Annotated in this window: 23 protein-coding genes; 21 read left to right on the top strand and 2 right to left on the bottom strand. The window is 49.2% G+C overall.

Going from position 1 to position 25,063, the window contains the following annotated elements; all coding sequences use genetic code 11:
• Window positions 1-4: 4 nt before the first annotated feature.
• The 12 genes from ffh to pgeF all read left to right on the top strand — a co-directional run bounded on the left by ffh (window position 5) and on the right by pgeF (window position 13,985).
• Window positions 5-1,372, top strand: a complete 1,368-nt coding sequence (gene ffh, locus DXC57_RS01330; protein WP_118650829.1) for a signal recognition particle protein — start codon at window positions 5-7, stop codon at window positions 1,370-1,372.
• Window positions 1,373-1,453: 81 nt separating this feature from the next.
• Entirely contained in the window at window positions 1,454-1,693 is a 240-nt protein-coding gene (gene rpsP, locus DXC57_RS01325) for a 30S ribosomal protein S16 (protein WP_022360236.1), read from the top strand.
• Window positions 1,694-1,725: 32 nt separating this feature from the next.
• Window positions 1,726-1,953, top strand: coding sequence for a KH domain-containing protein (locus DXC57_RS01320; protein WP_022360235.1), 228 nt, complete (start codon window positions 1,726-1,728; stop codon window positions 1,951-1,953).
• Window positions 1,954-2,026: 73 nt separating this feature from the next.
• Window positions 2,027-2,539 carry a ribosome maturation factor RimM gene (gene rimM, locus DXC57_RS01315; protein WP_106999918.1) on the top strand — a complete coding sequence of 171 codons (513 nt, stop codon included), beginning with the start codon at window positions 2,027-2,029 and terminating at the stop codon, window positions 2,537-2,539.
• 65 nt (window positions 2,540-2,604) lie between these two features.
• Window positions 2,605-3,363, top strand: a complete 759-nt coding sequence (gene trmD / locus DXC57_RS01310) for a tRNA (guanosine(37)-N1)-methyltransferase TrmD (protein ID WP_022360233.1) — start codon at window positions 2,605-2,607, stop codon at window positions 3,361-3,363.
• A gap of 267 nt (window positions 3,364-3,630) precedes the next feature.
• Complete coding sequence (locus DXC57_RS01305) at window positions 3,631-9,747, top strand: MBG domain-containing protein (RefSeq protein ID WP_118650827.1); 6,117 nt, start codon at window positions 3,631-3,633, stop codon at window positions 9,745-9,747.
• A gap of 168 nt (window positions 9,748-9,915) precedes the next feature.
• Window positions 9,916-10,263 carry a 50S ribosomal protein L19 gene (gene rplS, locus DXC57_RS01300; RefSeq protein WP_022360232.1) on the top strand — a complete coding sequence of 116 codons (348 nt, stop codon included), beginning with the start codon at window positions 9,916-9,918 and terminating at the stop codon, window positions 10,261-10,263.
• A 235-nt stretch (window positions 10,264-10,498) separates the two neighbouring features.
• Window positions 10,499-11,044, top strand: coding sequence for a signal peptidase I (lepB, locus tag DXC57_RS01295; RefSeq protein WP_118650825.1), 546 nt, complete (start codon window positions 10,499-10,501; stop codon window positions 11,042-11,044).
• Window positions 11,045-11,068: 24 nt separating this feature from the next.
• The gene (ylqF, locus tag DXC57_RS01290) at window positions 11,069-11,944 is read left to right on the top strand and encodes a ribosome biogenesis GTPase YlqF (RefSeq protein WP_022358769.1); all 876 of its coding nucleotides are present in this window, start codon (window positions 11,069-11,071) and stop codon (window positions 11,942-11,944) included.
• Between the two features lie 6 nt (window positions 11,945-11,950).
• Window positions 11,951-12,622 (top strand): ribonuclease HII, encoded by a 672-nt coding sequence (locus tag DXC57_RS01285; protein WP_117795445.1) that lies wholly within the window; start codon window positions 11,951-11,953, stop codon window positions 12,620-12,622.
• Between the two features lie 15 nt (window positions 12,623-12,637).
• On the top strand, window positions 12,638-13,024 hold the full coding sequence (locus tag DXC57_RS01280) for a YraN family protein (RefSeq protein ID WP_022358771.1): 387 nt from the start codon (window positions 12,638-12,640) through the stop codon (window positions 13,022-13,024).
• A 70-nt stretch (window positions 13,025-13,094) separates the two neighbouring features.
• Window positions 13,095-13,985: a peptidoglycan editing factor PgeF gene (pgeF, locus tag DXC57_RS01275; RefSeq protein WP_118650823.1), complete on the top strand. Its 891-nt coding sequence runs from the start codon at window positions 13,095-13,097 to the stop codon at window positions 13,983-13,985.
• Window positions 13,986-14,140: 155 nt separating this feature from the next.
• Here the strand turns inward: pgeF and DXC57_RS01270 are convergent, their stop codons facing one another.
• Window positions 14,141-14,350, bottom strand: a complete 210-nt coding sequence (locus DXC57_RS01270; protein ID WP_022358773.1) for an alpha/beta-type small acid-soluble spore protein — start codon at window positions 14,348-14,350, stop codon at window positions 14,141-14,143.
• A 314-nt stretch (window positions 14,351-14,664) separates the two neighbouring features.
• Here DXC57_RS01270 and rsmD point away from each other — a divergent pair, with 314 nt between their 5' ends.
• Genes rsmD through DXC57_RS01255 form a run of 3 tightly spaced genes read left to right on the top strand, consistent with a single transcriptional unit; the run spans window position 14,665 to window position 16,372 of the window.
• Window positions 14,665-15,219 (top strand): 16S rRNA (guanine(966)-N(2))-methyltransferase RsmD, encoded by a 555-nt coding sequence (gene rsmD / locus DXC57_RS01265; protein ID WP_022358774.1) that lies wholly within the window; start codon window positions 14,665-14,667, stop codon window positions 15,217-15,219.
• 20 nt (window positions 15,220-15,239) lie between these two features.
• The gene (gene coaD, locus DXC57_RS01260; RefSeq protein ID WP_022358775.1) at window positions 15,240-15,743 is read left to right on the top strand and encodes a pantetheine-phosphate adenylyltransferase; all 504 of its coding nucleotides are present in this window, start codon (window positions 15,240-15,242) and stop codon (window positions 15,741-15,743) included.
• Window positions 15,744-15,754: 11 nt separating this feature from the next.
• Window positions 15,755-16,372: a hypothetical protein gene (locus DXC57_RS01255; RefSeq protein ID WP_022358776.1), complete on the top strand. Its 618-nt coding sequence runs from the start codon at window positions 15,755-15,757 to the stop codon at window positions 16,370-16,372.
• On the opposite strand, the gene DXC57_RS01250 is transcribed toward DXC57_RS01255, so the two are convergent.
• The gene (locus DXC57_RS01250) at window positions 16,338-17,336 is read right to left on the bottom strand and encodes a nucleoside recognition protein (RefSeq protein WP_207722903.1); all 999 of its coding nucleotides are present in this window, start codon (window positions 17,334-17,336) and stop codon (window positions 16,338-16,340) included. The genes DXC57_RS01255 and DXC57_RS01250 overlap by 35 nt on opposite strands.
• A 198-nt stretch (window positions 17,337-17,534) precedes the next feature.
• Here DXC57_RS01250 and DXC57_RS01245 point away from each other — a divergent pair, with 198 nt between their 5' ends.
• The 6 genes from DXC57_RS01245 (at window position 17,535) to DXC57_RS01220 (ending at window position 25,050) form a co-directional block, all read left to right on the top strand.
• Window positions 17,535-19,061 carry an RsmB/NOP family class I SAM-dependent RNA methyltransferase gene (locus tag DXC57_RS01245; RefSeq protein ID WP_118650821.1) on the top strand — a complete coding sequence of 509 codons (1,527 nt, stop codon included), beginning with the start codon at window positions 17,535-17,537 and terminating at the stop codon, window positions 19,059-19,061.
• Entirely contained in the window at window positions 19,061-20,530 is a 1,470-nt protein-coding gene (locus DXC57_RS15855) for a pseudouridine synthase (RefSeq protein ID WP_118650819.1), read from the top strand. The genes DXC57_RS01245 and DXC57_RS15855 overlap by 1 nt, the downstream gene beginning before the upstream one ends.
• Before the next feature lies 1 nt (window position 20,531).
• On the top strand, window positions 20,532-22,574 hold the full coding sequence (locus DXC57_RS01235) for a YgiQ family radical SAM protein (protein ID WP_118650817.1): 2,043 nt from the start codon (window positions 20,532-20,534) through the stop codon (window positions 22,572-22,574).
• 67 nt (window positions 22,575-22,641) lie between these two features.
• Window positions 22,642-23,406, top strand: coding sequence for an SDR family NAD(P)-dependent oxidoreductase (locus DXC57_RS01230; protein ID WP_118650815.1), 765 nt, complete (start codon window positions 22,642-22,644; stop codon window positions 23,404-23,406).
• 57 nt (window positions 23,407-23,463) lie between these two features.
• Entirely contained in the window at window positions 23,464-24,033 is a 570-nt protein-coding gene (locus tag DXC57_RS01225) for a hypothetical protein (protein ID WP_022358597.1), read from the top strand.
• 18 nt (window positions 24,034-24,051) lie between these two features.
• Window positions 24,052-25,050, top strand: coding sequence for an RluA family pseudouridine synthase (locus tag DXC57_RS01220; RefSeq protein ID WP_118650813.1), 999 nt, complete (start codon window positions 24,052-24,054; stop codon window positions 25,048-25,050).
• Window positions 25,051-25,063: the final 13 nt, after the last annotated feature.

Raw genomic sequence — 25,063 nt, 5'->3', positions numbered from 1 at the left:
TTTGATGGCATTTGAAAGCTTGGCAGACAAACTGCAGAATGTGTTTAAAAACCTGACAGGCAAGGGACGACTCAGCGAGAGCGACGTAAAAGCCGGGCTCAAAGAAGTCAAGATGGCCCTTCTGGAAGCGGATGTAAGCTTCAAGGTAGTAAAACAGTTTATCAGTTCTGTACAGGAACGGGCGATTGGAACAGACGTTTTAAATGGTCTGAATCCAGGACAGATGGTAATAAAGATTGTCAACGACGAGCTGGTCAAGCTGATGGGCTCCGAGATGACAGAGATTGCGTTAAAACCGGGCAATGAGATTACCGTCATCATGATGGCAGGTCTCCAGGGTGCTGGTAAGACGACCACGACGGCAAAGATTGCCGGAAAGCTCAAGGCAAAGGGAAGAAACCCATTGCTGGCAGCATGTGATGTCTACCGACCGGCGGCAATCGAACAGCTGCAGAAAAATGGTGAAAAGCAGGGTGTTCCCGTATTTGCGATGGGAACGAACCACAAACCGGTCAATATCGCAAAGGCGGCGGTTGAGCACGCAGCGAAAAATGGCAACAATGTGGTTATCATCGATACAGCCGGTCGTCTCCACATCGATGAAGCGATGATGGATGAGCTGGTTGAGATCAAAGAGAATGTGGACGTCTATCAGACACTTCTCGTTGTAGATGCCATGACTGGTCAGGATGCAGTCAATGTAGCGAGCATGTTTAATGACAAAATCGGCATTGACGGTGTAGTTCTGACAAAGATGGATGGCGATACGCGAGGCGGTGCGGCTCTTTCTATCAAGGCGGTAACCGGAAAACCGATTCTCTATGTCGGTATGGGTGAGAAGCTTTCCGATTTGGAACAGTTTTACCCGGACCGTATGGCTTCCCGAATCTTAGGCATGGGCGATGTCCTTTCCATCATCGACAAAGCATCTGCTGTGATCGACGAGGAGAAGGCAAAAGAACTCGGTCGCAAGATTAAGAAGGCAGAATTTGATTACAACGACTTCCTCGATCAGATGAACCAGATCAAGAAAATGGGCGGTATGGCGAGCATCATGAGCATGATGCCGGGTATGGGACAGCTTAAAGGTCTGGATTTAGATGAAAATGAGAAGACGATGGGACGCGTGGAGGCGATCATCCTTTCGATGACAGCCGAAGAGCGGCGCAACCCGGATCTGATGAATCCGTCCCGCAAGAAACGAATCGCACAGGGCGCAGGCGTGGACATCGCAGAAGTCAACCGCCTGGTAAAACAGTTCGGAGATATGAAAAAGCTGATGAAACAGCTTCCGGGTATGGCAGGCGGCGGAAAACGCAAGGGTCTTGGCGGACTCGGCGGTATGCTTGGAAAGATGAAGCTGCCGTTTTAAACAAGTGTTAGTAGATGCAGTGTGCATTAGCTATATTTTATAATTTAAGGAAATAAGGAAAATTTCAGGAGGTAATTTAAAATGGTAAAGATGAGATTAAGAAGAATGGGTCAGAAGAAAGCTCCTTTCTATAGAATTATTGTTGCAGATTCCAGATCCCCGAGAGATGGCAGATTCATCGAGGAGATCGGTATCTACGATCCGAACACAGAGCCGAGCACTCTGAAATTCGACGAGGAAGCTGCTAAGAAATGGTTAGCAACAGGCGCTCAGCCGACAGAGACTGTTGGTAAACTCTTAAAGATCGCTGGTATCCAGTAAATCAAGCATACTGACCTGTGAGGTGCAAAGGTATGAAAGAATTAGTAGAAGTTATCGCGAAAGCACTGGTTGAGAACCCGGACGAGGTAGTGGTTACAGAATCGGTCAAAGACGATGAGACTGTAATCGAGCTTTCCGTTGCACCGGCCGATATGGGTAAGGTAATTGGAAAACAGGGTCGTATCGCGAAAGCGATTCGCTCGGTTGTCAAGGCGGCTTCATCCAAGGAAGACAAGAAAGTTATTGTAGAGATTCAGTAATACAGACGAAGCTGAAAAGCCGGCTGCCTGAAAGGGTGTCCGGCTTTTTTATTTCATACAGGAGGATTACAGAATGGTTGATTATCTGAGAGTTGGTGTAATTACGTCCCCGCATGGTCTGCGCGGAGATGTGAAAGTATTTCCTACCACCGATGATGTGAATCGTTTTAAAAAATTAAAAAAGGCGTATATCGACACTGGAAAAGAAAAAATGCCGGTGACCGTGGAACAGGTGCGGTTTTTCAAAAATATGGTCATTCTTAAATTTAAAGAGATGAATCGGATTGAGGACTGCGAGCCGTTCCGTAATAAGGATATTCTGATCACCCGCGATCAGGCGGTGAAACTGAATCCAGATGAGAATTTCATTGCCGATCTGATTGGTCTGAAAGTGCTGACGGACGAAGGCGAGGAGTTCGGTACGGTGAAAGATATCCTTCAGACAGCGGCTAACGACGTGTATGTGATCGAAGGACCTGAGGGCAAAGAATACCTTTTCCCATCCATCAAGGAATGCATCCTGAATGTGGATCTGGAGGCTGGCACCGTAACGGTACATATCATGGACGGGCTTCTGGATCTGTAAATGGAATGACAATCCTAAAATAAAAGTACCGTTGTGAAAGTGCTGTATAAATATAGGAGAAACGGATGAATTTTCATATTCTGACCCTGTTCCCGGAGATGGTAATGGGGGGACTGAACACAAGTATTACGGGGCGTGCGATTGACAAAGGGCTGATCTCGGTTGAGGCGGTCAATATCCGCGATTATTCGAAGGACAAACACCATCATGTAGACGATGCGCCCTATGGCGGCGGCGCCGGTATGGTGATGCAGCCGGAACCGATTTACGATGCATATGAAGACCTGGCGGCGCGCACCGGAAAACGTCCGCGCGTGATCTATCTGACTCCGCAGGGGCAGGTTTTCAACCAGAAAATCGCGGAAGAACTGGCGAAAGAAGAGGATCTGGTGTTCCTCTGCGGGCATTATGAGGGGATCGATGAGCGCGCGTTGGAGCTGGTTGTGACTGACTATCTCTCCATCGGCGATTATGTCCTGACGGGCGGTGAGCTTCCGGCGATGGTTATGATCGACTGCATTTCCCGTCTGGTGCCTGGTGTGTTAAATAATGACGTATCCGCGGAATTTGAGTCATTTCACGACAATCTGCTGGAATATCCACAGTACACCCGCCCGGTTGTATTTATGGATAAGGCGGTCCCGGACGTACTTCTGACCGGGCATCACAAAAATATCGAGACCTGGCGCCGTCAGAAATCGATCGAACGGACGCTGGAACGCCGCCCGGATCTTTTAAAAGATGCGGTTCTGGATAAGAAAGAGAAGAAATATCTGGAAGAGCTGATTCGTCAGAAAGAGGAAAAAGAAACCAAAAAACTCTAAAAAAGAGAGCAGAAAGTCCTTGTAAATGGTCAGATGATTCTACCTATTACAATAGCATGGATGATTCGTTTTCTAAAACGAAAATTGGTATCGGGGGGGGCTCCGGCCAAAAGAAAGAAGGAAATATGCATCTTGTTACAAATTCATGCATTTTGTGCAGGATGTATTGAAAAAACTTTCCAGATAACATATTATAAAATCGTAACGATTCAGTACCTTCATAGTTACGAGCGATAAGGTCAAAATGCTTATAAAGGAGAGGATTTTATGGGTAAAAGGAGGTCGTATGAGAGGTTATCGGCAGCCGTGCTGGCAGCGATACTTGCAGCCAATTACGGCGGGGCAAATATATCAGCAAGAGCAGATATGGTTTCCGCTGTCGAGGAACGTATTCAAGCAGAGGCAAAAAGGCTGACGGCATCTCCGTCCGATGCAGAAAAAACAAAAAATACAGAAAAAGAAAAAAATACAGAGAAAACAAAAAATACAGAGAAAACAAAAATAACGAATACAGAAAAGGAGAAGTTCTCAGAAGTCAGGGTCGCAACGCCCTCTGAAGCCGGAGCCGCAACGCCCTCTGAGGTAAAAAAGCCGGAAATCACAAAGATCCCCGAGATCAGTGAGGCAGTCATAGATACCGGGAGTCTAATGTATGCAGATGCTGTCGAAGATGACGTCTACAAGATATCTCCTGATACCGGCGGATTTTCGATCAGCGGCGGAACACTTACTGACAAAAAAGTCACTACACTTACGGAGGCGGTAAAGGAAATCTTAGCCCAGAGCGAAACAATAAAAGTTGCCATCCATTTTGATAATATTGTTTCTTCGGAAAATAATGGCATCGAGCTTGACACTCCTTGCGAACTGACCCTGACGGGCTCCTATACAGGGGAAGCGTTGTTTAAGATCAACAGTGCCGGCTGCTTTATCATACACAATACCGCAGATATCACAGTATCTGAAACGGCGATCAAAAATAGTGCAAAAGCAGAAGTGATCTTTGAGCACAATGACGGCATTCTTGAAAAAAACAGCATCGACAACCAGATATTTTACCTGCAGGCAAATGAGAAGATATATCTGAAGGGCGGTACGATAAATGGTGATGTTTTTGGAAATCAGAAGGGATATGTGGAGATCTCCGATGGTGTCTGGAACGGAAGCCTTAGTTCTGTAAAAGAAGTCAACATCAGCGGAGGCCATTTGAAGAATTGTAATGCCGATGATTCTTCAATATATGCGATCCGCGGAGCCGAGAAAATATCGATCAACGGCGGCGAGATCTATGCGAAAAATACAAATACGACTGACTCCAGCAGAGCAGCTTATGCCATCAGCATGGAGAATAGTACCCAGCTGACGTTATCCGGGAAAGTCGATATCTCTGCTTCTTGCGACAGCGGAAAACAGGGTTCCCTATACTATTTCGGTGGCTCCTATCCTACGGTGGATGCGACCGGCTTGACCTCGGTTAATCCCGGCTTTACTCTGGCACCTTCTTATGCGGCAATGACGGCAAGCTCGGCGTTGACGAACTGGATGGAGTGTTCTGCTGATAATATTGAGTCCTTGCTTAATAATATGAGTTTAAATGTGATCTGTCCGACTCCGGAGACACAGGCTGAATGTGAAAAATATGAATTAAAAGCCGCCGGAAATTATATCCGGATTCTGGATAAAAATGCTCCGGCAAGCCAGATCGAAAGCGGCGTTATTAAAAAAGCAGATATTCAACCGTCAACGGATGAAAACAAATATGATGTTACTGTTACGTATGCCCCTAGTGGCGCAGGGGCAGAAGGGGAGGGCACAGAGAAAAAATATCAGTATAACAAAGCCTCCGGCAGCGTATCCGGTATATTAAATGATATCCTGCTTATGAATACGGGAGCTGCCGGCCCTCAGATCACGATTGGCAGTACGGCTTCGCCGATCAGTGAGGATATTACGATAGATACGGCGGGCTTCAGTGAGGAGAATGCCGTTGTATTAGAAGGAAAGATCAACGGAAGGGTCACGGTCACCGGAAAAGGAACATTAAAATCCAGCCTTAGCTGTTCCGGCTTTGTCGGTGCGACATCGAGTACGATCCATATTACAGGAGGAAAGATCATCGGGGTAAGTAAGGATTCGCCGGTGATCCAATTGAGTGCAGCAAACCTGATCGTTGAAGGGGACAGCACAGTGATCCAGAATGCGAATCATTCATCCGGCTCTGTTGAGAGCTGCGATACGATCAGTGCGACAGGCGGCGTACAGATCACGATCCGGGGAGGCAGTATCGAGTCTTCTGGTGGACGTGCTTTGTATATATACAGAAAAGGAGATTCTGCCTTAGATGAGTCCTATGCCTCTCTCCGTGTCGAGGGAGGAACCATATTAGGAGCCAAATATGGTATTTACAATACCGAACATAATGAAGTCACGATAAAGGGTGGTACGATTCATGGGGATATATCCGATATCTTCCTTGCACATAACATCACTCAAATCTCACGTGAACCAAAAAAGTTTACCGTAGAGAATGAAAGCTCCTCAAAGCCATTCCCCTTTGCCAAGATGCAAATCGAAAGGCTATCCAGTACGAATGAGATCGATTTCACGAAGGCAAAGCTTAATGCTGATGATAAGCTAAGTATCGTTCTCGACAGCGGAGCGGAAGCAGGCAAGCTGTTTCGAGTATCCACAAAGGAATACAGGAGCTTTCTAAAGAAGGTTAAGCTTTCCGGCCCGGCAGCGCCGGTCTGCGTGGTCTATAATTCTGCCAAGCCTTCAGCATCGCCGGAAACGACAGACATCTATGCGTTCCCAAAGACAGGGCCGCAGACGGTTCATGTAAAATATTATAACAACTCTACAGATACAGAGCCGTTTTATGATGAATATCTTTTAAAAGGATACACGGTCAATGGTGCAGATCCGATGAGCAGCTACCTGAGTAAAGCAGTGCCTGACGGGACAAACCAGGCTGAGTTTTCCGTATGGCGCTATAAGGATAACACAAGAAAGGGTACAGCGGCAGATGAAACGAAGCCCGTCAATCAGCTTGTTGATGATAATCTTGCTACGGAGGCAAACAGTGCTCCGGTGGTCGAGCTTTACGCAGGATATAAGGTTTCTCTGACGGGTTCTTCAAGTGCTACCGGAGACAGCTCGGTCAGCTTTCAGGCAGAGTCTGATGGAACGACCCTGTATTATACAGAAGATACAACGTACAGCTCATACAGTGGCGAAGAATTGAGGGCGGCGGCTAAGGCCGAAGCAACAAGAGCAGATTTTCAGTCTTTGACCTCAGAAAATGGTAGCTTCACAATTTCCTACACGAATCTGAAGCCGGGACAATCCTATTCCTGCATTATGGTTGCCGAAAATGAAAATTTTGATGTATCCGATGCCCTTAAGCTGACGGCAACGACACATAAACGTGAATTAAATAAAAATGATTTCAGTATTGGCGAGACCCAATTTACCTATACCGGAAATCAGGCTACACATGAAGTGAGCGTGACACCGACTTTGGAAAACAGCGGAAAATTCGAGATCAATAGTGTACTTTATAAAAAGAAGGAGGGAGAGGAATATACAGGAGGCTTCCTCGGAGCACAGGCGGCAGCCGGTGTATATGGCGTATTTGTCACTACGAATTCGGAAGCAACCGGGATCAAGCGTGCGACAGATCTGTTCCTCTGCGATATGACGATCGAGAAGGCGAAATTTAATCCTTCGTGGTTTAAGACGTTCAGCAGTATCACCTATGGTGAGGATGCAGGGAATGCTTTAAAACCGAAGATCCGGGGAGAATACAGTACAGCCGGTGCCACAGCCGTGATTACCGGCTATGGCGAGATCAGCTATAAGCTTTATGAGGACGAGGCTCTTACAACGGAGGTTTTCCGAAACAGCGAAGGACACTACGACGTGTGCCTGAAGGAAGACGGAACCATTGGCCAATATTATGTGGGAGTTACCTGTACGGAAGGAAGCAATGTTAAGGCACAGGAAAGACCAGCTGCGATCGATAATAATCAGCTGAAGATCGAGAAAGCAGACCACACATTTACTGATCTGACCTGTGAAAATATCTATTACGGCGAGTCACCTGCCCCCAAAGTTCAGCTGAAAAATGCGGATGCAGACGTAGCTTATACGGAAGCGGCTTCCGGGCCGGTGCGATTCACCTACACAAAAGACAGCAGCGGAAGTGATGGTGCGGTCTGGTCTGCAGCAAATAACGTCGGAACATGGTATGTGCGTGCCGAGATCGATGAAAGCCGGAATTTCAACGGTGCGAAAAGTGAATGGAAGGAGTTTAGCGTCAATAAGGCAGAGCTTAAGATTTCGGTTAAGACGCTCGAATCCAAGATATATGACGGATCGACAGCAGCAAGCGGTACGCTTTCGCTGGAAGCAGTAAAGGGAAAGCTCCTTTCTGCGGATGAAGCAGAGCTGGGGGCAAGCGGAGTTTTCACATGGACATCTCCGGCAGCAGGAACAAGTACGGTAAATGTTTCCGGAATTCAACTTACCGGCACGGCAAAAGATAATTACCGCATCGTGGAGAACGGCGACAGCCTTACCGCAATATCCTGTCAGGATGCCAAAATCACAGCCGCAGAGATTACCGGAGTTTCTGTTAAGCAGACAGGCTCTCTTACCTACAATGGCCGGCCTCAGGTGGCGAATGTCGAAGCCAGGGCAACAACCGTTGACGGAAAGGCGGTAAGCTTCGTATATGGCATGACAGCAGAGCAGGCGGCCGATCCGAACAAAGCCTCCCGTGCAGTACCGGCGTTTACCGATGCCGGAGAGCATAGAGTATATTATGTGGCATCGGCATCGGATCATAAGTCGGAAACGGGAAGCTTTATTGTAACGATTCATGAGGCCCAGCTTAATGGCGTAAAGTCAGAAAATTACACAGGATTTTATGACGGAAAGGATCATGGCATTTCCGTGACCTTAACGGAAACTTCAGAAGGCGGAACCGTCAAGTACGGAGAAAAAGAAGGTGAGTGTACGCTTACTGAAAGTCCTCTGTACCGGAATGCTGGAACTTATACCGTCTATTATGAGGTTTCCAAGGATAACTATATAACCTATAAGGGTCAGGCCCTTGTGACCATCAATCCGGCAGACCTTACCGTGACGGCAGAGCCTAAGACAGTCACTTACAAAGAGGCACCGCCGGTATACAGCAGCAAGATCAGCGGACTGGTGGACGGTGATACAGAGGAAGCTCTGGAGGGTGAGCTCACTTATCGGTGCGATTACGCAGCCGGAAAGGGCGTTGGAGAATATGATATCATTCCCTCCGGTCTTACGGCGAAGAACGGAAATTATAAGATCACATATATCCCGGGAAAACTTAACGTAACTCAGGCGGCACCGGAGCTCTCGATCGAAAATCTCTCCGCACTGGATCGTGTTTACGATGCAGCGGCACTGAAGCCGGATGTGCGCTCCGATAGTGACGGCGCACTTACGGTAATGTTTAAGAGAGGAAATGAGGTTATTCCAAATGCCCCGGATGCGGTGGGAAGCTATCGTGTGATCGTAAATACAGAAGCCACTACGAATTATCTGGCAGGGAATAAAGAGTTTTCATTTGAGATCCGAAAAGCCCCGCTTACGATTACCGCAAAAGCTCTCCAGATCCCCGTAAGAAGTGAGATCCCCGAGTATGAGGCAGTATACGAGGGCTTTGCCGGAGCCGATGACGCGGCTTCCTTAGGCGGAAAACTTCAGTTTACCTGCTCCTACACGAAGGAGAGTGCTGTCGGTACTTATGAGATCATGCCTTATGGTCTTACATCCGAAAACTATGAGATCCGTTTTGTCGGAGGAATGCTTACGGTTGAAAGAAAGAGTGGAGGCGGAAGCAGCAGCGGAGGCAGAAGCAGCAGCGCTGACACAATGAGCGAGTCCGGAAGCTGGAAACGGAACGAAAAGGGCTGGTGGTATGAGTATAAGGACAGCTCCTACCCGATGGGAGGCTGGAGTAAGGATGCAGAGGGAAATATCATCGAAACGCTGACATGGAGGAAGATCAATGGCAGATGGTGGGCCTTTGGCAACGACGGATATCTCAAAACCGGCTGGGTAAAGGATAATGTCACAGGCAACTGGTATATGAATGATGAAAATGCCGGAATGCTGGAGGAATGGTATCTGGATCCGCACAGCGGCAGCTGGTATTATCTGGAGCCGGGTACCGGAATCATGCTTACCGGCTGGCACTTCATCAATGGAAGATGGTACTATCTGTCTGAAACATCCGGAGCAGTCCCGTTAGGAGCTATGTATCGTTCTGCATGGACACCGGACGGATATCTGGTGGACGAGACCGGAGCATGGAAAGAAGATGCTGGAAGAAAGCAGTAGTTTTTATTCTTTAAAAAAGAGAGCAGAAAGTCCTTGCAAATCAAGGATTTCTATGATAAAATCATATTCTGTGAAATAAAGAGATGTTCCGCTGTTACAGGAAGCACGTTTTTACGGGATAAAAGATCGTATTAAGAACATCAAAGATTTTAAAGGAGGTTCACAAAGATGAACGAGATTATTAAGAACATTGAAGCAGCTCAGTTAAAGGAAACCGTTCCGAGTTTCAACGTAGGCGATACAGTACGTGTATCTGCTAAGATCAAAGAGGGAAACCGCGAGAGAATTCAGGTTTTCGAGGGAACTGTTATTAAAAGACAGAACGGCGGCGTTCGCGAGACTTTCACTGTTAGAAAAAGCTCCAACGGTGTTGGTGTAGAGAAGACCTGGCCGTTACATTCTCCGTCTGTAGAGAACGTTGAAGTAGTAAGAAGAGGTAAAGTAAGAAGAGCAAAACTGAACTACCTGAGATCCAGAATCGGCAAGGCAGCGAAGGTAAAAGAGTTAGTAAAATAATTTCTGAAGCGGATGGGGCTGCTGTACAGATCAGCCCGCTGTGCATCCGGATATGCGGTTATGTGTGTCCGGCGCGGCGGGAGGAACTGTGCAGCAGCTTTTTTTCGTGTAATAGGAAATTCCTTGTGATTCCCTATTATAAAAAAGAATGTGCCCTGGCACATTCTCGCGCCGAGCGCGGTCGCTTGCGACATGAGCGATGATTCATGGGGAATGGATAGAGAGGGAGTGACATATGGAGCTGAAAGAGGATAAAAACCGCATCCGTCTGATGGTTGGATGGATCGTGGATATCGCGGTGGTAATTTCGATCGCGTGGTTCGCCGTGTTTGCGATGGGGACACAGATACGGGTGAGCGGTCAATCAATGGAACCGGTGTTGTCGCAGAACGAAAAGGTTCTGATGAACCGCCTGAGTTACCGCGTGATGCGCCCAAAGCGCTATGACATTATTGTATTTGAAAAAGAAACGGGAAATTACAATATAAAACGCGTCATTGGACTGCCAGGTGAGACGGTGCAGATCAAGGACGGTTATATTTACATTAATAATGAAAAATTAGACGCCCCGAACGACTTGGGTAAGGCGGCTCTGGCTGGACTGGCGGAATATCCGATTAGTCTGGATAAAAACGAATATTTTCTGCTGGGTGACAACCGCTCCGGCAGTGAGGACAGCCGCTTTTCCAATGTGGGAAATGTGAAGTTCCGGCAGATCAAAGGAAAGGTCTGGCTGCGGATCCAGCCGGTTAGCCGGTTTGGGTTGATTTCGTCGAGATAGGTTCTAAGAAAGGAAGAAAATTTCATGCAGATACAATGGTACCCTGGACATATGACAAAGGCAAAAAGAGCCATGAAGGAAGATATCAAGCTGATCGATCTGGTGATTGAGCTGGTGGATGCGCGCGTGCCGCTCGGCAGCCGCAACCCGGATATTGATGAGCTTGCGAAGGGAAAGGGACGGATTGTCCTTTTAAATAAGGCGGATCTGGCGGACGACGGCTGTACAGAGCGCTGGATCGCATGGTTTAAGGAGCAGGGCATCCATGCACTCCGCATCAACGCGCGCAGCGGCATGGGAATGAAGCAGATCCAGCCGCTGGTGCAGGAGGCATGCAAGGAGAAAATTGAGCGTGACCGCCGCCGCGGTATCAAAAACCGCCCGGTGCGGACGATGGTAGTCGGCATTCCGAATGTCGGAAAATCGACCTTTATCAATTCCTTTGCCGGAAAAGCCTGCGCCAAGACTGGAAATAAACCGGGTGTTACCAAGGGAAACCAGTGGATCCGCTTAAATAAGACACTGGAACTTCTCGATACGCCGGGAATCCTCTGGCCGAAATTTGAAGATCCGAATGTGGGACTGTGCCTTGCATTTATCGGCTCGATCAACGATGAGATTCTGGATAAGGAAGAGCTGGCAGCCGAGCTGATCAAAAATATGTCCGGACGTTACGGAAAGCGCCTGGAAGAGCGGTATGGTGTGACGCTGGTTGAGAATACGGCTGGGGACGGCGAAGATACAAAAAAAGCCTGGGAAATTCTGCGTGAAATCGCAAGGGCACGTTCCTGTCTTTTAAAGGGCAGCGAGCTGGATACGAAAAAAGCGGCTGGCTTCCTATTAGATGACTTCCGCAGCGGCAAACTGGGGCGCGTGACGCTGGAAGTGCCGGAGGTATAGGAAAACATGAGAAAACTAACAGGAGAAAAACTGGAAGCAGAACTGGCGCGTCTCGAAGGAATGCGCGCCTATGAACATCAGTACGAAAGTGCAGGGATCGTCTGCGGCATTGATGAGGCGGGCAGAGGTCCATTAGCCGGTCCGGTGGTGGCGGCGGTCGCGGTACTTCCGAAAGACTGTACGATTCTGCGGCTGAACGATTCCAAAAAATTGTCGGAAAAATGCCGGGAAGAATTGTTTCTGGAAATCAAAGAAAAGGCAGCTGCCTACGGAATTGGAATTGTAAGCCCGGAGGTGATCGATTCCATCAATATTTTGCAGGCGACCTATGAAGCGATGCGTCAGGCAGTCGCACAGCTTCCGCAGGAGCCGGATATCTTTTTAAATGATGCGGTCATCATTCCGGGGATTTCGGAGGAAAAGCAGATTAAGATTATCAAGGGCGATGCAAAAAGTGTCTCGATCGCGGCAGCCAGTATCCTGGCAAAAGTGACGAGGGATCATATGATGATGGAGTACGATAAAATCTATCCGGAATACGGGTTTGCGAAGCATAAAGGATACGGAACCAAGATGCATAACGAGGCAATTTTAACCTATGGTCCATGCCCGATCCACCGGAGAACCTTTTTGAAGAAGCTGCTGGGCGAGGAAGCCGCGATGCAGGGGATGAAATAACAGAAAGGGAGCTGAATGGGAGAAAGAAACGTTCATCTTCATGGAAATTCATTCAACCGCCGTGCCATCGGAACTGAATATGAAACTCTGGCGTGTGAATATCTCACCCGGCACGGTTATCAGATTCTCTGCCGGAATTTCCGCTGTCGCCAAGGTGAAATTGATATTATCGCAAGAGATAGAGACTACCTGGTTTTTATCGAGGTCAAATACCGCCGCGATGAACACGAAGGCGATCCGGCGGAGGCAGTGGATGCCCGCAAGCAGGCGCGGATTCTTCGTACCGCCCGGTATTATATGACGCGTTATCATATTTCCGAGGACACGCCGTGCCGGTTTGATGTGGTGGCGGTGCTTGGCAGTAACGTGAGATTAATTCGGGACGCGTTCTGGTGCGGATAATTACAAATGAGAGAATTCAAAAACTGCACAACGAGATTTGAGCAAGAGACAGAAAAAGGATGTGACGATCATGGCGCTTACCTATATACAAAAAACAGTTCATCCGGCATCAATTACCCTTCATGAGTCAAACGGAGTGGCTTATTTTACCTTTCCGCTGTTAGAGCAGACCAGGATGGTGCGCCACGCATTTTCTACCCGGCTTGGCGGAGCGAGCAAGGGATATTTCAGTACGATGAACTTTTCGCTGACGCGCGGCGACAACCGGGACGATGTGCTTGAAAATTACCGGAAAATGGCGCGGATTCTGGGAACGGATGTGTCAAAGATGGTGCTCAGCCATCAGACGCACACGACGAATATCCGTCTTGTTACGGAAGCTGACGCTGGAAAAGGAATCTGGCGGGAACGCGATTATGAAAACATCGACGGGCTTATCACAAACGTGCCGGGGCTGACGCTGGTTACATTTTTTGCGGACTGTGTACCATTATATTTTGTAGATCCGGTGCATCGTGCGATCGGACTGTCGCATTCCGGCTGGAAGGGAACCGTTCACCGGATGGGACAGAAAACGATCGAGGCGATGGGAGAGGCGTTCGGCACGAAGCCGGAGGATCTGCGCGTCTGCATCGGACCGAGCATCTGCCGGGACTGTTATGAGGTCAGTGAGGATGTGGCAGACGCATTTAAAGAAGAATTTGGAGCAGAAATCAGTCAGGATGATTCAACATCCTGTTATTCCTGGAATGGGAAATCGATTCTCATGAATAAGGGGAATGGCAAGTACCAGCTTGACCTCTGGGGCGCGAACCGCCTGGTGCTCCTGGATGCCGGAATTTTGCCGGAGCATCTGGCTGTGACGAATGTATGTACGAAATGCAATCCGGATCTTTTATATTCACACCGCGTGATGGGAGATAAGAGGGGGAATCTGGCGGCATTTTTATCGCTAAAGTAAGTATACAATCTGTCTGTCAAACAAGTGAATGAATGTTTTACAGAAAAGAACAGCAGCATGATTGAAAATCGGTCGTTCAAGTTCGGTTTTGTCAATCATGCTGCTGCCGTTTTTTTCGCCGTTTCAGCGAAGATTCAGAAGAGCCCTACGATGCCTTATTTACCAGCCATCTTTTTTTCCTGTTCCTCAATCATCTTTTTGACCATATAGCCGCCGACGGAACCAGCCTGTGCGGAGGTCAGGTTACCATTGTAGCCCTCGCTTAACGGAACGCCAATCTCATTGGCAACCTCCATCTTAAAGCGGTTCATCGCTTCCTTGGCTTCCGGTACATTGGTTTTGTTAGTGTTGTTGGAACTAGACATAACAGACGCCTCCTTTTTTGCGTGTGCCCCTTCAAACTTTCGTTTGTCCGGGTGTCTCTTTTTGTTACATTCTCAGTATGCGGATCTTAAAAGTGAAATACACTAGAAGGTTTTGTGCAAATTGACATTTTGGGGCAAAACACCCACAATGTAGGGAAAAAAGTTAGTATTGATCCGATTTTATGCTTGTATATCAGTAAAACTCATACTATAATAAAACAGATGTAGTGTTAAAAAATACGCAAACTGTTTGGTAAATTTTACGGTTGCAGTTCAAAATACATTAATATTTCTAGTAAGATGGAGAAAAATCCATGCGGGTAATAGCAGGAAGTGCCAGAAGGCTTACTTTAAAGACGATCGAGGGAATGGATACGAGACCGACGACGGACCGTATCAAAGAAACTCTTTTTAATATGATTCAGAATGATATCTATGGATGCACATTTCTCGATTTATTCAGCGGAAGCGGGGCGATCGGGATCGAAGCTTTAAGCCGCGGGGCAAAAGAAGCTGTTTTTGTGGAGAAGAATCCGAAAGCGGCGGACTGCATCCGTGACAATCTGAAAGCGGCCCGCCTGGCTGATAAGGCGACGCTGTTAAACTGTGATATTTCGGATGCATTGAAACGGATAGAAAACCGGAAGAGTGCGTTTGATTTCATTTTTATGGATCCTCCGTACAACCATCTCTGGGAGAAAGAAGTGCTTACTTATCTGGCGCATTCGTCCCTGGCAGATGAACATACGATGATCATCACAGAGGCATCGAAAGAGACCGGGTGCAGCTACCTTTCAGAACTGGGATACCATCTCGAAAAAGAGAAGATATATAAGACGAATAAACATCTGTTTATCCGAAAAGCTTGAATACCAAAGGAGAAAAAAAGATGAAAACAGCCATTTATCCGGGCAGCTTTGATCCGGTGACGCTCGGACATTTTGATATTATAAAGCGATCCTCCGAAATTTTTGATCAGGTCATCGTGGGAGTTTTGTGTAATAACGCAAAATCTCCGTTGTTTTCTGTCGAAGAACGTGTTAAGATGTTAGAGGAAGTGACAAAAGACATTCCTAACGTGGAGGTGCAGTCGTTTGACGGACTTCTGGTCGATTTCATGCGCCAGAATCACGCAAAGGTCATCGTGCGTGGTCTGCGTGCGATCACGGATTTCGAATATGAGCTGCAACTCGCGCAGATGAACCGGGTGATTGCACCCGAAATAGATACCCTGTTTCTGACAACGAACCTTAAATACGCGTATTTAAGTTCCAGTATGGCAAAAGAGGTTGCGATGTACGGCGGAGACATTTCCGAATTTCTCGATCCGGTCATTGCAAAACAAGTACAGGAGAAATACCAGGCGCTTCAGGAAGACAGGGAATGTAAGTAAGGAGAAAAGCTATGAGCAGAATTGAACAGATCATCACAGAAATTGAAGATTATATCGACAGCTGCAAGTTTCAGCCGCTGTCCAACACGAAGATTTTAGTAAATAAAGAAGAGATTGAAGAACTGCTCGTGGAACTGCGTCTTCGCATTCCGGAGGAGATCAAGAAATATCAGAAGATCATCAGCAACCAGGATGCGATTCTGCAGGAGGCACGTTCCCAGGCAGACGCGATGGTAGCCGAGGCGACCGCCCAGACCAATGAGCTGGTTAATGAGCATGAGATCATGCAGCGTGCATATGCAGAAGCAAACAGCATTATTGAGCAGGCAAATGCACAGGCACAGCAGATCGTGGACAACGCTGTCACAGAGGCAAACAATATCCGCCAGGGTTCCGTTCAGTACACGGACGACATGCTCCGCAGCCTGCAGACCATCATCAAGCATTCGATGGAGGGCGCGCAGAGCCGTTTCGAGTCTTACATGAGTTCGATGCAGTCCAGCTACGATGTCGTATCTTCCAACCGTAATGAGCTGGCTGGCAGTGTCGTGACCGAGCCGGAGGAGAACACAGGCGCCGAGGCAGCAGCGGCCGCTACACAGGCGGCATCCGGCGAAGCAGCAGAATAAAGAGAACGAACGAGAGACTGGCGTGAACCAGTTTCCACAGTACATAATGCCGGATGGAAAGTCCGGCATTTTTTTCTCTGTCTTTTCGGCTGTCCCGTATGACTGAATTTGTCTGGGCGATCCCGGATAACCCGCCGAACGCAGCACATGCCGCCATCGCGCCGGATTGAACCGGGATACTGAATATGGCACCAGAACGGGCGATCGCATCGATGCCGGTTGTCATTTCAGCCGTCCCGATCAGAACCAGACGCAGCGTGCCGGAACAGAAGGCGTCGGCAAAGGCAGCGAGGATCGAATACAGCATGATCAAACCGCCGATGCGGACCTGCAGTTCGATGCAGTCCATCAGGATGGTGTCGAAGGAAGCGGGAACGGAGACAGATGTGGATTTTGTGCGGGCAGGCTTGACAGAGCCGGTTTCTTTCGAAAAAAATCGGTTTTGAAGGGTAAAAGAAGTTACTTTATTATAAATGCATAGGAGACTTCCAACCAATAAAAGCGGCGTATATAGTGCCAGAACCAGATAGTTTGACGGAACTGCCGGGTTCAGCCTAGGTGCAGCATATCCGGCGATAAACATGGGGCTTGGCGAAGCGCTGATGGCGGTCAGAAGCCGTTTTTCATGTGCCGAAAGCAGCGATTTCCGGTTAAAATCAGCGGCAGTTTTCATTCCCATCGGGTAACCGCAGAGCAGCCCGGCAAGCAGGGCATAGCCGCTGTAGACAGACATCCCAAGATGTTTCAAAACCGGGTGAAATGGCGCTAGAAGCAGCTGGACGCCGCCGTGTTCAGCTAAAAGCTTTGAGAAGAGCATAAAGGGAAATAACGTCGGAAAGACCGTATTGAACCATAAAAGAAGTCCTTTCTGTGCCCCATCCGCAGAGAGACGCGGATGTGAGAGCAGAAGCGCCAGGATAAGTGCTGGGAACAGGGCGGATACTATTTTTTTTATATATGGCATGGGAGCGCCTTTCTATCATTAAAAAGTAATATAAAGATAGATTATATATATGTAGACAGAAAATGGCTCATTCCTTTTGGAAGCCTGAAAACCGGCATACCGAACAAAGAAAGAACGAATGAGCGCGAAGAAAAAGTCTTTAGAATCACGATTATAAATGGATATACAGAGCAATAGACAAAAACAGGAGGAAAACGATTGGATTACCGAGAACTGCCGGAAGAATTTCTTGAAAAAATGAAACAATTTCTGGGGGAGGAATACCCGGAGTATCTGGCTTCGTATGAGGAAGAGCCGCGTTCAGGGCTGCGCGTCAACACGGGCAGGCTGACACCGGAACAGTTTTTAGAGATGGCACAGACGGCGGACTGGAATTTGAAACCAGTGCCGTGGACGAAGAACGGTTTTTATTATCAGGGCGAACGCCCATCCAGGCATCCGTGGTACTACGCGGGACTCTACTATTTGCAGGAACCGAGTGCGATGGCACCGGCGGCATGGCTGCCGATCAAGCCGGGCGACCGGGTTCTGGATTTGTGCGCGGCACCGGGCGGTAAAAGTACGGAACTGGCGGCGAAATTAGCCGGTACAGGTGTCCTGTTTTCCAATGATATCAGCAATTCGCGCGCAAAAGCACTTCTTAAAAATCTGGAAATGTTCGGAGCGGGAAATATCTGTGTAACGAGCGAGGCACCGGAAAAAATGGCTGGCATCCTGCCGGAGTTTTTTGATAAGATTCTGGTCGATGCGCCGTGCTCCGGCGAAGGTATGTTCCGCCGCGATCCGTCGATGGTAAAGAGCTGGAACGAAAAAGGTCCCGATTATTATGCGCCGCTGCAGCGCCAGATTCTCGACTGTGCCGTGCAGATGCTTGCGCCGGGCGGGAAACTGGTTTATTCGACCTGTACCTTTGACAGGGACGAGGACGAGGGAACGATCGAGTATATTCTGGAGAAATATCCGCAGATGGCGGTCGTGCCGCAGAAACCGGAATATGGCTTTGAGGGAAGCCGTGGCATTGAGGGCTGTCTGAGATTGTTTCCGCACCGTCTGGAGGGCGAAGGACATTTTGTTGCGCTGTTGGAGAAGCGGACGGAGAAACCAGACGCAAATGTCAAGGATTTGGAAAATGCCGGTGAGAAAGCATTGAGCGATCCACTTTTGGTAGAGGAAATAGAAGCGCGGTTGTGCCGTGTGGCGGAAGACGGTAAGTCCAGACAGATGGCTTCCGGAAAAGCGAAAGGGAAAACGTTTGGAAAGGGAAAAAACGTGGCGCAAAACCAGACCGCCGAGGATTTTTCCCCCCTGTTTGAGCTTCTGCGCCAGCTTCCGGTAAGAACCTGGAATCCGGAGCAATTCTACCGTGACAGCGAGCGCATCTATTACCTCCCGGCAGCGCTGGCAGGCGACAATACACGTTATTTTAAGCCGCTCCGCTGTCTGCGTACCGGGCTTCTGCTTGGAGAACTGAAAAAAGGGCGGTTTGAACCATCCCAGGCGCTGGCAATGAACCTGCGGATGCAGGAATTTGTAAATTACTTAAATTTTAATGCCTCGGATGAGCGCACGATCCGCTATTTAAAGGGCGAGACATTGACAGCCGCAGAGGAAGAGGCAGCAGATGGTCTTGTACTAATCTGTGTGGATGGATTTCCGCTTGGCTGGGCGCAGAAACGGGGCGGTCAGCTTAAAAATAAATACAATCCCGGATGGAGGTGGCAGTGATGGGACAGGGTAAAAGTATACGTTTAGACCGTTTCCTGGCAGAGATGAAGCAGGGAACGCGCAGTCAGGTAAAAGAGATGATCCGCAAAGGGCGGGTTCTGGTCGATGGAACCGTCTGCCGCGAGTCTGACCGGAAAATATTCCCGGACGAAACCCGGGTTACACTGGATGGACAGCCGGTTGGCTGGGCAGACACGGAATATTATATGTTAAATAAACCGCAGGGCGTCGTTTCCGCAACGGAAGACGGGCGCTATCAGACTGTCATTGACCTTATTGATGAAGCAAAGCGAAAAGACCTCTTCCCGGTCGGACGCCTCGATATTGATACGGAAGGACTGCTTCTCATCACAAACGACGGTGCGCTGGCGCATGAGCTTCTGGCACCGAAAAAACACGTGGATAAGGTCTATTTTGCACGCGTAAAGGGAACACTGAAAGAAGGAATCGAAGCGCGCTTTCAGGCAGGACTGACGCTGAAGGATGGCACACCGGTACGGCCGGCAGAGCTTGTGATCGAGAAAAAATGGAACGACGCAGGAGAAGACCTCTGCGAGGCGCGCCTGACCATCCATGAAGGAAAATTTCATCAGGTAAAGCGGATGTTTGAGGCAGAGGGCGGCGAAGTCATTTACCTGAAACGCCTTTCGATGGGACCGCTTGCCCTGGATGAGGCACTGGCGACGGGAGAGTACCGGGCGCTGACGGAAGATGAAATTAGAGCGTTAAAAGAAAGAATGCTAACCTCACAAAATTGTGTATCGAATGACGAAAATTTGTCAGACACCCAAAATAACACACCTCCTGAAATCAACTGGAACACAGTAGACGCCGTCCTCTTCGATCTCGACGGCACCCTGGTCGACTCCATGTGGATGTGGAAAGCGATCGATGTGGAATTTTTAAAGCGTTACGGCTATGACTGTCCGGAAGATCTTGAGAAGGTGATCGAGGGCATGAGCTTTTCCGAGACAGCGATCTATTTTAAAGATCGCTTCCAGCTGCCGATGACCCTGGATGAGATAAAGGCCATCTGGATTGAAATGTCGATCGATAAATACCGCCATGAGGTACCGCTGAAATCGGGGGTTGCGGAATTTCTTTCATTTTTAAAGAAAAAAGGAATCCGCATGGGAATTGCAACGAGCAATGCACAGGATATGGTAGCAGCCGTGCTGGATTCTCTGGATATCCGTTCCTATTTCGGTGTGGTGGCAACTGCCTGTGAGGTGGCAGCAGGAAAACCGGCGCCGGATATCTATCTGAAGGTGGCGGCGGATCTGGGCGTACAGCCGGAAAAATGTCTGGTATTTGAGGATGTCCCGGCGGGGATTCTGGCTGGAAAACGGGCTGGTATGCGCGTCGGCGCGGTCGAGGACGTATTTTCACTTTCCATGATCGAAGAAAAGAAAGAATTAGCTGATTTTTATATCCGGGACTACCGGGAACTGATACAGGGGGCAAGATAAAATGATACATGATTTTTTACCGATCTGCAGGGCGGATATGGACAAGCGCGGCTGGGAGAGCTGCGATTTTGTCTACGTGTGCGGGGATGCGTATGTCGATCATCCGTCGTTCGGCCACGCGATCATCAGCCGTATGCTCGAAGCGCACGGCTATAAAGTAGGCATCATCGCCCAGCCGGACTGGAAGAATCAGGAATCCATTCAGATTCTGGGCGAACCGCGTCTCGGATGGCTTGTGAGCGCCGGAAATATGGACTCTATGGTAAACCATTATTCGGTTTCGAAAAAGCGCCGCGCAAAGGATTCCTACACACCGGGCGGCGAGATGGGAAAACGTCCGGATTATGCGACGATCGTCTATTCCAACCTGATCCGCACCTGGTCGAAAAAGCCGATCATCCTCGGCGGTATCGAAGCCAGCCTGCGGCGTCTGGCACATTATGATTACTGGTCCGGAAAAATGAAACGGTCCATTCTGCTGGATTCCCAGGCAGATCTGATTTCCTACGGAATGGGCGAGCGCTCGATCGTGGAGATCGCGGATGCACTGGCGAGCGGCATCGAGGCAAAGGATATCACCTTCATCGAGGGAACTGTTTATAAGGCGGAAAACCTGGATTCCGTTTACGACGAAATCCGTCTGCCGTCTTACCGCGAGGTTTCCTCCGATAAAAAGACGTATGCGGAGAGCTTTTACACCCAGTACAGCAACACCGATCCATTTTCGGGAAAACGCCTCGTTGAGCCGTACAGCGACCGCCTCTATGTGGTCCAGAATCCGGCGGCGAAACCACTGACCCAGGAAGAGATGGACGATGTCTACGCACTTCCATACATGAGAACCTGGCATCCGTGTTACGATGCAGCGGGTGGTATTCCAGCGATCACGGAAGTAAAATTCAGCCTGATCAGCAACCGCGGATGCTTCGGCGGATGCAGCTTCTGTGCGCTGACCTTCCATCAGGGACGCATCGTGCAGACCCGCAGCCATGAATCAATTATTCAGGAAGCAGAACTTTTGACCCAGGAACCGGATTTCAAGGGCTACATCCACGATGTCGGCGGTCCGACCGCAAACTTCCGTCACCCGGCATGCGAAAAACAGATGACCTACGGTGCCTGTCCGCACAAACAGTGCCTGTTCCCGCAGCCGTGCAAAAACATGAATGCCGATCACAGCGACTATATTTCCCTGTTAAAGAAGCTGCGGGCGATTCCGAAGGTAAAAAAAGTTTTCATCCGTTCGGGCATCCGTTTCGATTATCTGCTGGCGGAGAAAAACCGGGCATTCTTGCGGGAGCTTTGTCAGTACCATGTCAGCGGACAGCTCAAGGTAGCGCCGGAACATATATCGGATAATGTGTTAAAACGGATGGGAAAACCGGAGAATAAGGTTTACCGCCAGTTCATGAAGGAATATGCAGCGATGAATGACTCGCTGGGAATGAAGCAGTACCTCGTTCCGTACCTGATGTCCTCCCATCCAGGTTCCACGCTCAAGGAGGCGATCGAACTGGCAGAATATCTGCGCGACCTCGGCTACATGCCGGAGCAGGTGCAGGATTTCTATCCGACGCCATCCACACTGTCTACGTGTATGTATTACACTGGATATGATCCGCGCACGATGGAAAAAGTGTACGTGCCGACCAACCCGCATGAGAAAGCGATGCAGCGTGCGCTGATCCAGTACCGCAACCCGAAAAACTATGATCTGGTGCTGGAAGCACTCCGTCTGGCAGGCAGAACGGATCTGATCGGTTTTGATAAGAAATGCCTGATCCGTCCGCGGCAGATCAAAGGACGCGATTTCGCGGCTGGCGGATATAAAGGGACGCATCATGGCAGCCAAACGACAAAACCGGCTGCTGCCAATCGTGCAAAAGACGCCAAAAGACCGGCTGTGGGCGGTATGACCGGGCACAAACAGACCGGCGTAAATGGAAATGGACGAAATGCGGGGGGATTTGGCGGCGCTGTAGGTGGAAAGAGCAGTGGCAGCGGAAAGAAAAAAACCATCCGGAACGTGCACAAGAAGAAATAAAACGTATGTACGCTCGGAATGCAGGAACGACTCCGAGTGTACATACTTGAGACGGGAGGAATTTCTCATGAAAATTGCGATAATTACAGGTGCCTCTTCCGGCATGGGGCGCGAGGCAGCCAGACAGCTGGCGGATCGCTTTTCGGGACTTCAGGAAGTCTGGCTGATTGCCCGCCGGATGGACCGGATGCAGGAGCTGGAACGGACGCTGCCGATCCCGGCGCGGTGTTTCGCCATCGATCTGACGGATGCATCCCAGCGGGAGACGCTGGAAAACGAGCTGGCGGCGCGCAAGCCCAATGTAAAGCTTTTGGTAAATGCTTCCGGCTTTGGTAAAATCGGAACGGTCGGGAACCTGCCGCTTGACGATGAAACGGGAATGGTAGAGCTCAACTGCAAGGCGCTGTGCGCGGTCACGCATATGGTGCTTCCCTATATGAGCGAAAACAGCCGGATTCTCCAGTTCGCGTCAGCAGCCTCCTTTCTGCCGCAGCCGGGATTTGCCATCTATGCGGCAACCAAGGCATTTGTCTTAAGCTACAGCCGCGCCCTGCGGGAAGAACTCCGCCCGCGCAGAATCGGCGTGACGGCGGTCTGCCCCGGACCGGTCAAAACCGAGTTTTTCGACATTGCCGAGACAACCGGGGAGATTCCGCTTTATAAGCGTCTGGTGATGGCAGATCCGCACAAAGTTGTAAAACTTGCCATCCGCGACTGTATGGCGGGAAAAAGCGTGTCGGTTTACGGCGTATGGATGAAGGCATTTTTTGTGCTCTGCAAGATAGTTCCGCATGAGTGGATTCTGCGCGCGATGCAGGCGTTAAACCATTAAATCAGACAAAAAGCTAGTATCATTCAATAAAAACATGATAGAAAGGATTTTTACACCGTGAAAAAAATAAAAAAAGGCGATTATGGCTACCGCAATCATTTCAAGCGGAAACAGCTTTTTATCATCGCACTTCTGGCGCTATTTATCATCGCACAGCTGGTTGGGCGGTCTTTTACAGACAATGATTCCGTCAAAAAAATTCTGACGGTCATGGCGATCGTCACGGTACTTCCGGCGGCGAATCTCGCTTCCCCGCTGATTGCCATTTTCAAATACCATACACCGGAGCAGGCGTTTCATGAGGCATATATGCCGTATGAGGAAAAATTTGAAGTTCTCTATGATCTGGTTCTGACGACACCGGAAGATGTGATTCCGTCCGATGTGACCGTCGTTCACCCGACCGGCATCTATGTGTACTGCATTAATCCAAAGCTGAATGTAAAGCGCGCGGAGGCAGGTTTAAATGAACTGTTAAAGGCTAACAAACTGGATCCGAACCTGAAAATCGTGACCTCACGCAGCACCTTTGACAAGCGGATTCACAGCCTGAAACCGGCGTCAGAGTATGAGGACGATGGAACTGTAGAGTACGGTGTGCGCGTAATAAAAGGATTATCGATGTAAAAAAGGGAGGCGGCAGCCATGCGGATGCTGACAGTATCTAAAAATGAGGCGGGGCAGCGCCTGGACAAGCTGCTGGCAAAATATCTGAATCTGGCGGGAAAAAGCTTCATTTATAAAATGATGCGGAAGAAAAATATTACCCTGAACGGAAAAAAATGCGACGGTTCCGAACATCTGACCGAGGGCGATGAGATCAAGCTGTTTCTGGCAGAGGAGACGATCGAGAAATTTTCGGAAGTGAAGATTCAGAAGGTTCAAAAGAAAAAGCTCGATATCGTCTACGAGGACGAACATATTTTACTGATCAATAAGCCATCTGGAATGCTGTCCCAGAAAGCGAAAGAGACGGATGAATCGTTGGTTGAATACCTGATCGACTATCTGCTGGATTCCGGCAAATTAAAGAAAGAGGACCTGGCGTGCTTCCGTCCGTCCGTCTGCAACCGCCTCGACCGCAACACAAGCGGCATCGTGGCAGCTGGACGTTCCCTGCCGGGACTGCAGATCATGTCCGAGGTCATCAAGGACCGGAGTCTGGGAAAATATTATGTCTGCGTCGTGCGGGGAATCGTAAAAGGCGAAGCCCGCATCGAGGGATGGCTGACGAAAAATGAAAAGACGAATCAGGTGTCGATCCGAAAAGAGGAGACCCCTGGAAGTCTGCCGATCCGGACTGCATACAGACCGCTGGTATCTGGAAATGGATATACCCTTCTGGAGGTTCATCTGATCACCGGACGATCCCACCAGATCCGCGCCCACCTGGCTTCCATCGGACACCCGATCGCCGGGGATCCGAAGTACGGTGATCCCCGGGTCAATGAGGAAGTGAAGAAACGCTTCGGCGTCCGTTCACAGATGCTTCATGCGTGGCGGCTGGTAATGCCGGAAACGATCTCCGAGCCGCTTTCATATCTGGCGGGCAAAGAATTTACCGCGCCTATGCCAGCGGAGATGAAGCGGATGGAAGAGATGATGAAATCAGCTCCAAAACGCCCAGCCAATCATCGCCCGTAAATTTTAAATTGTG

Source organism: Clostridium sp. TF06-15AC (genome assembly GCF_003481165.1).
GTDB lineage: Bacteria > Bacillota > Clostridia > Lachnospirales > Lachnospiraceae > Otoolea > Otoolea fessa.
Note: the sequence above shows the minus strand (reverse complement) of the source record. Positions and strands in the feature narration are given on the sequence as shown.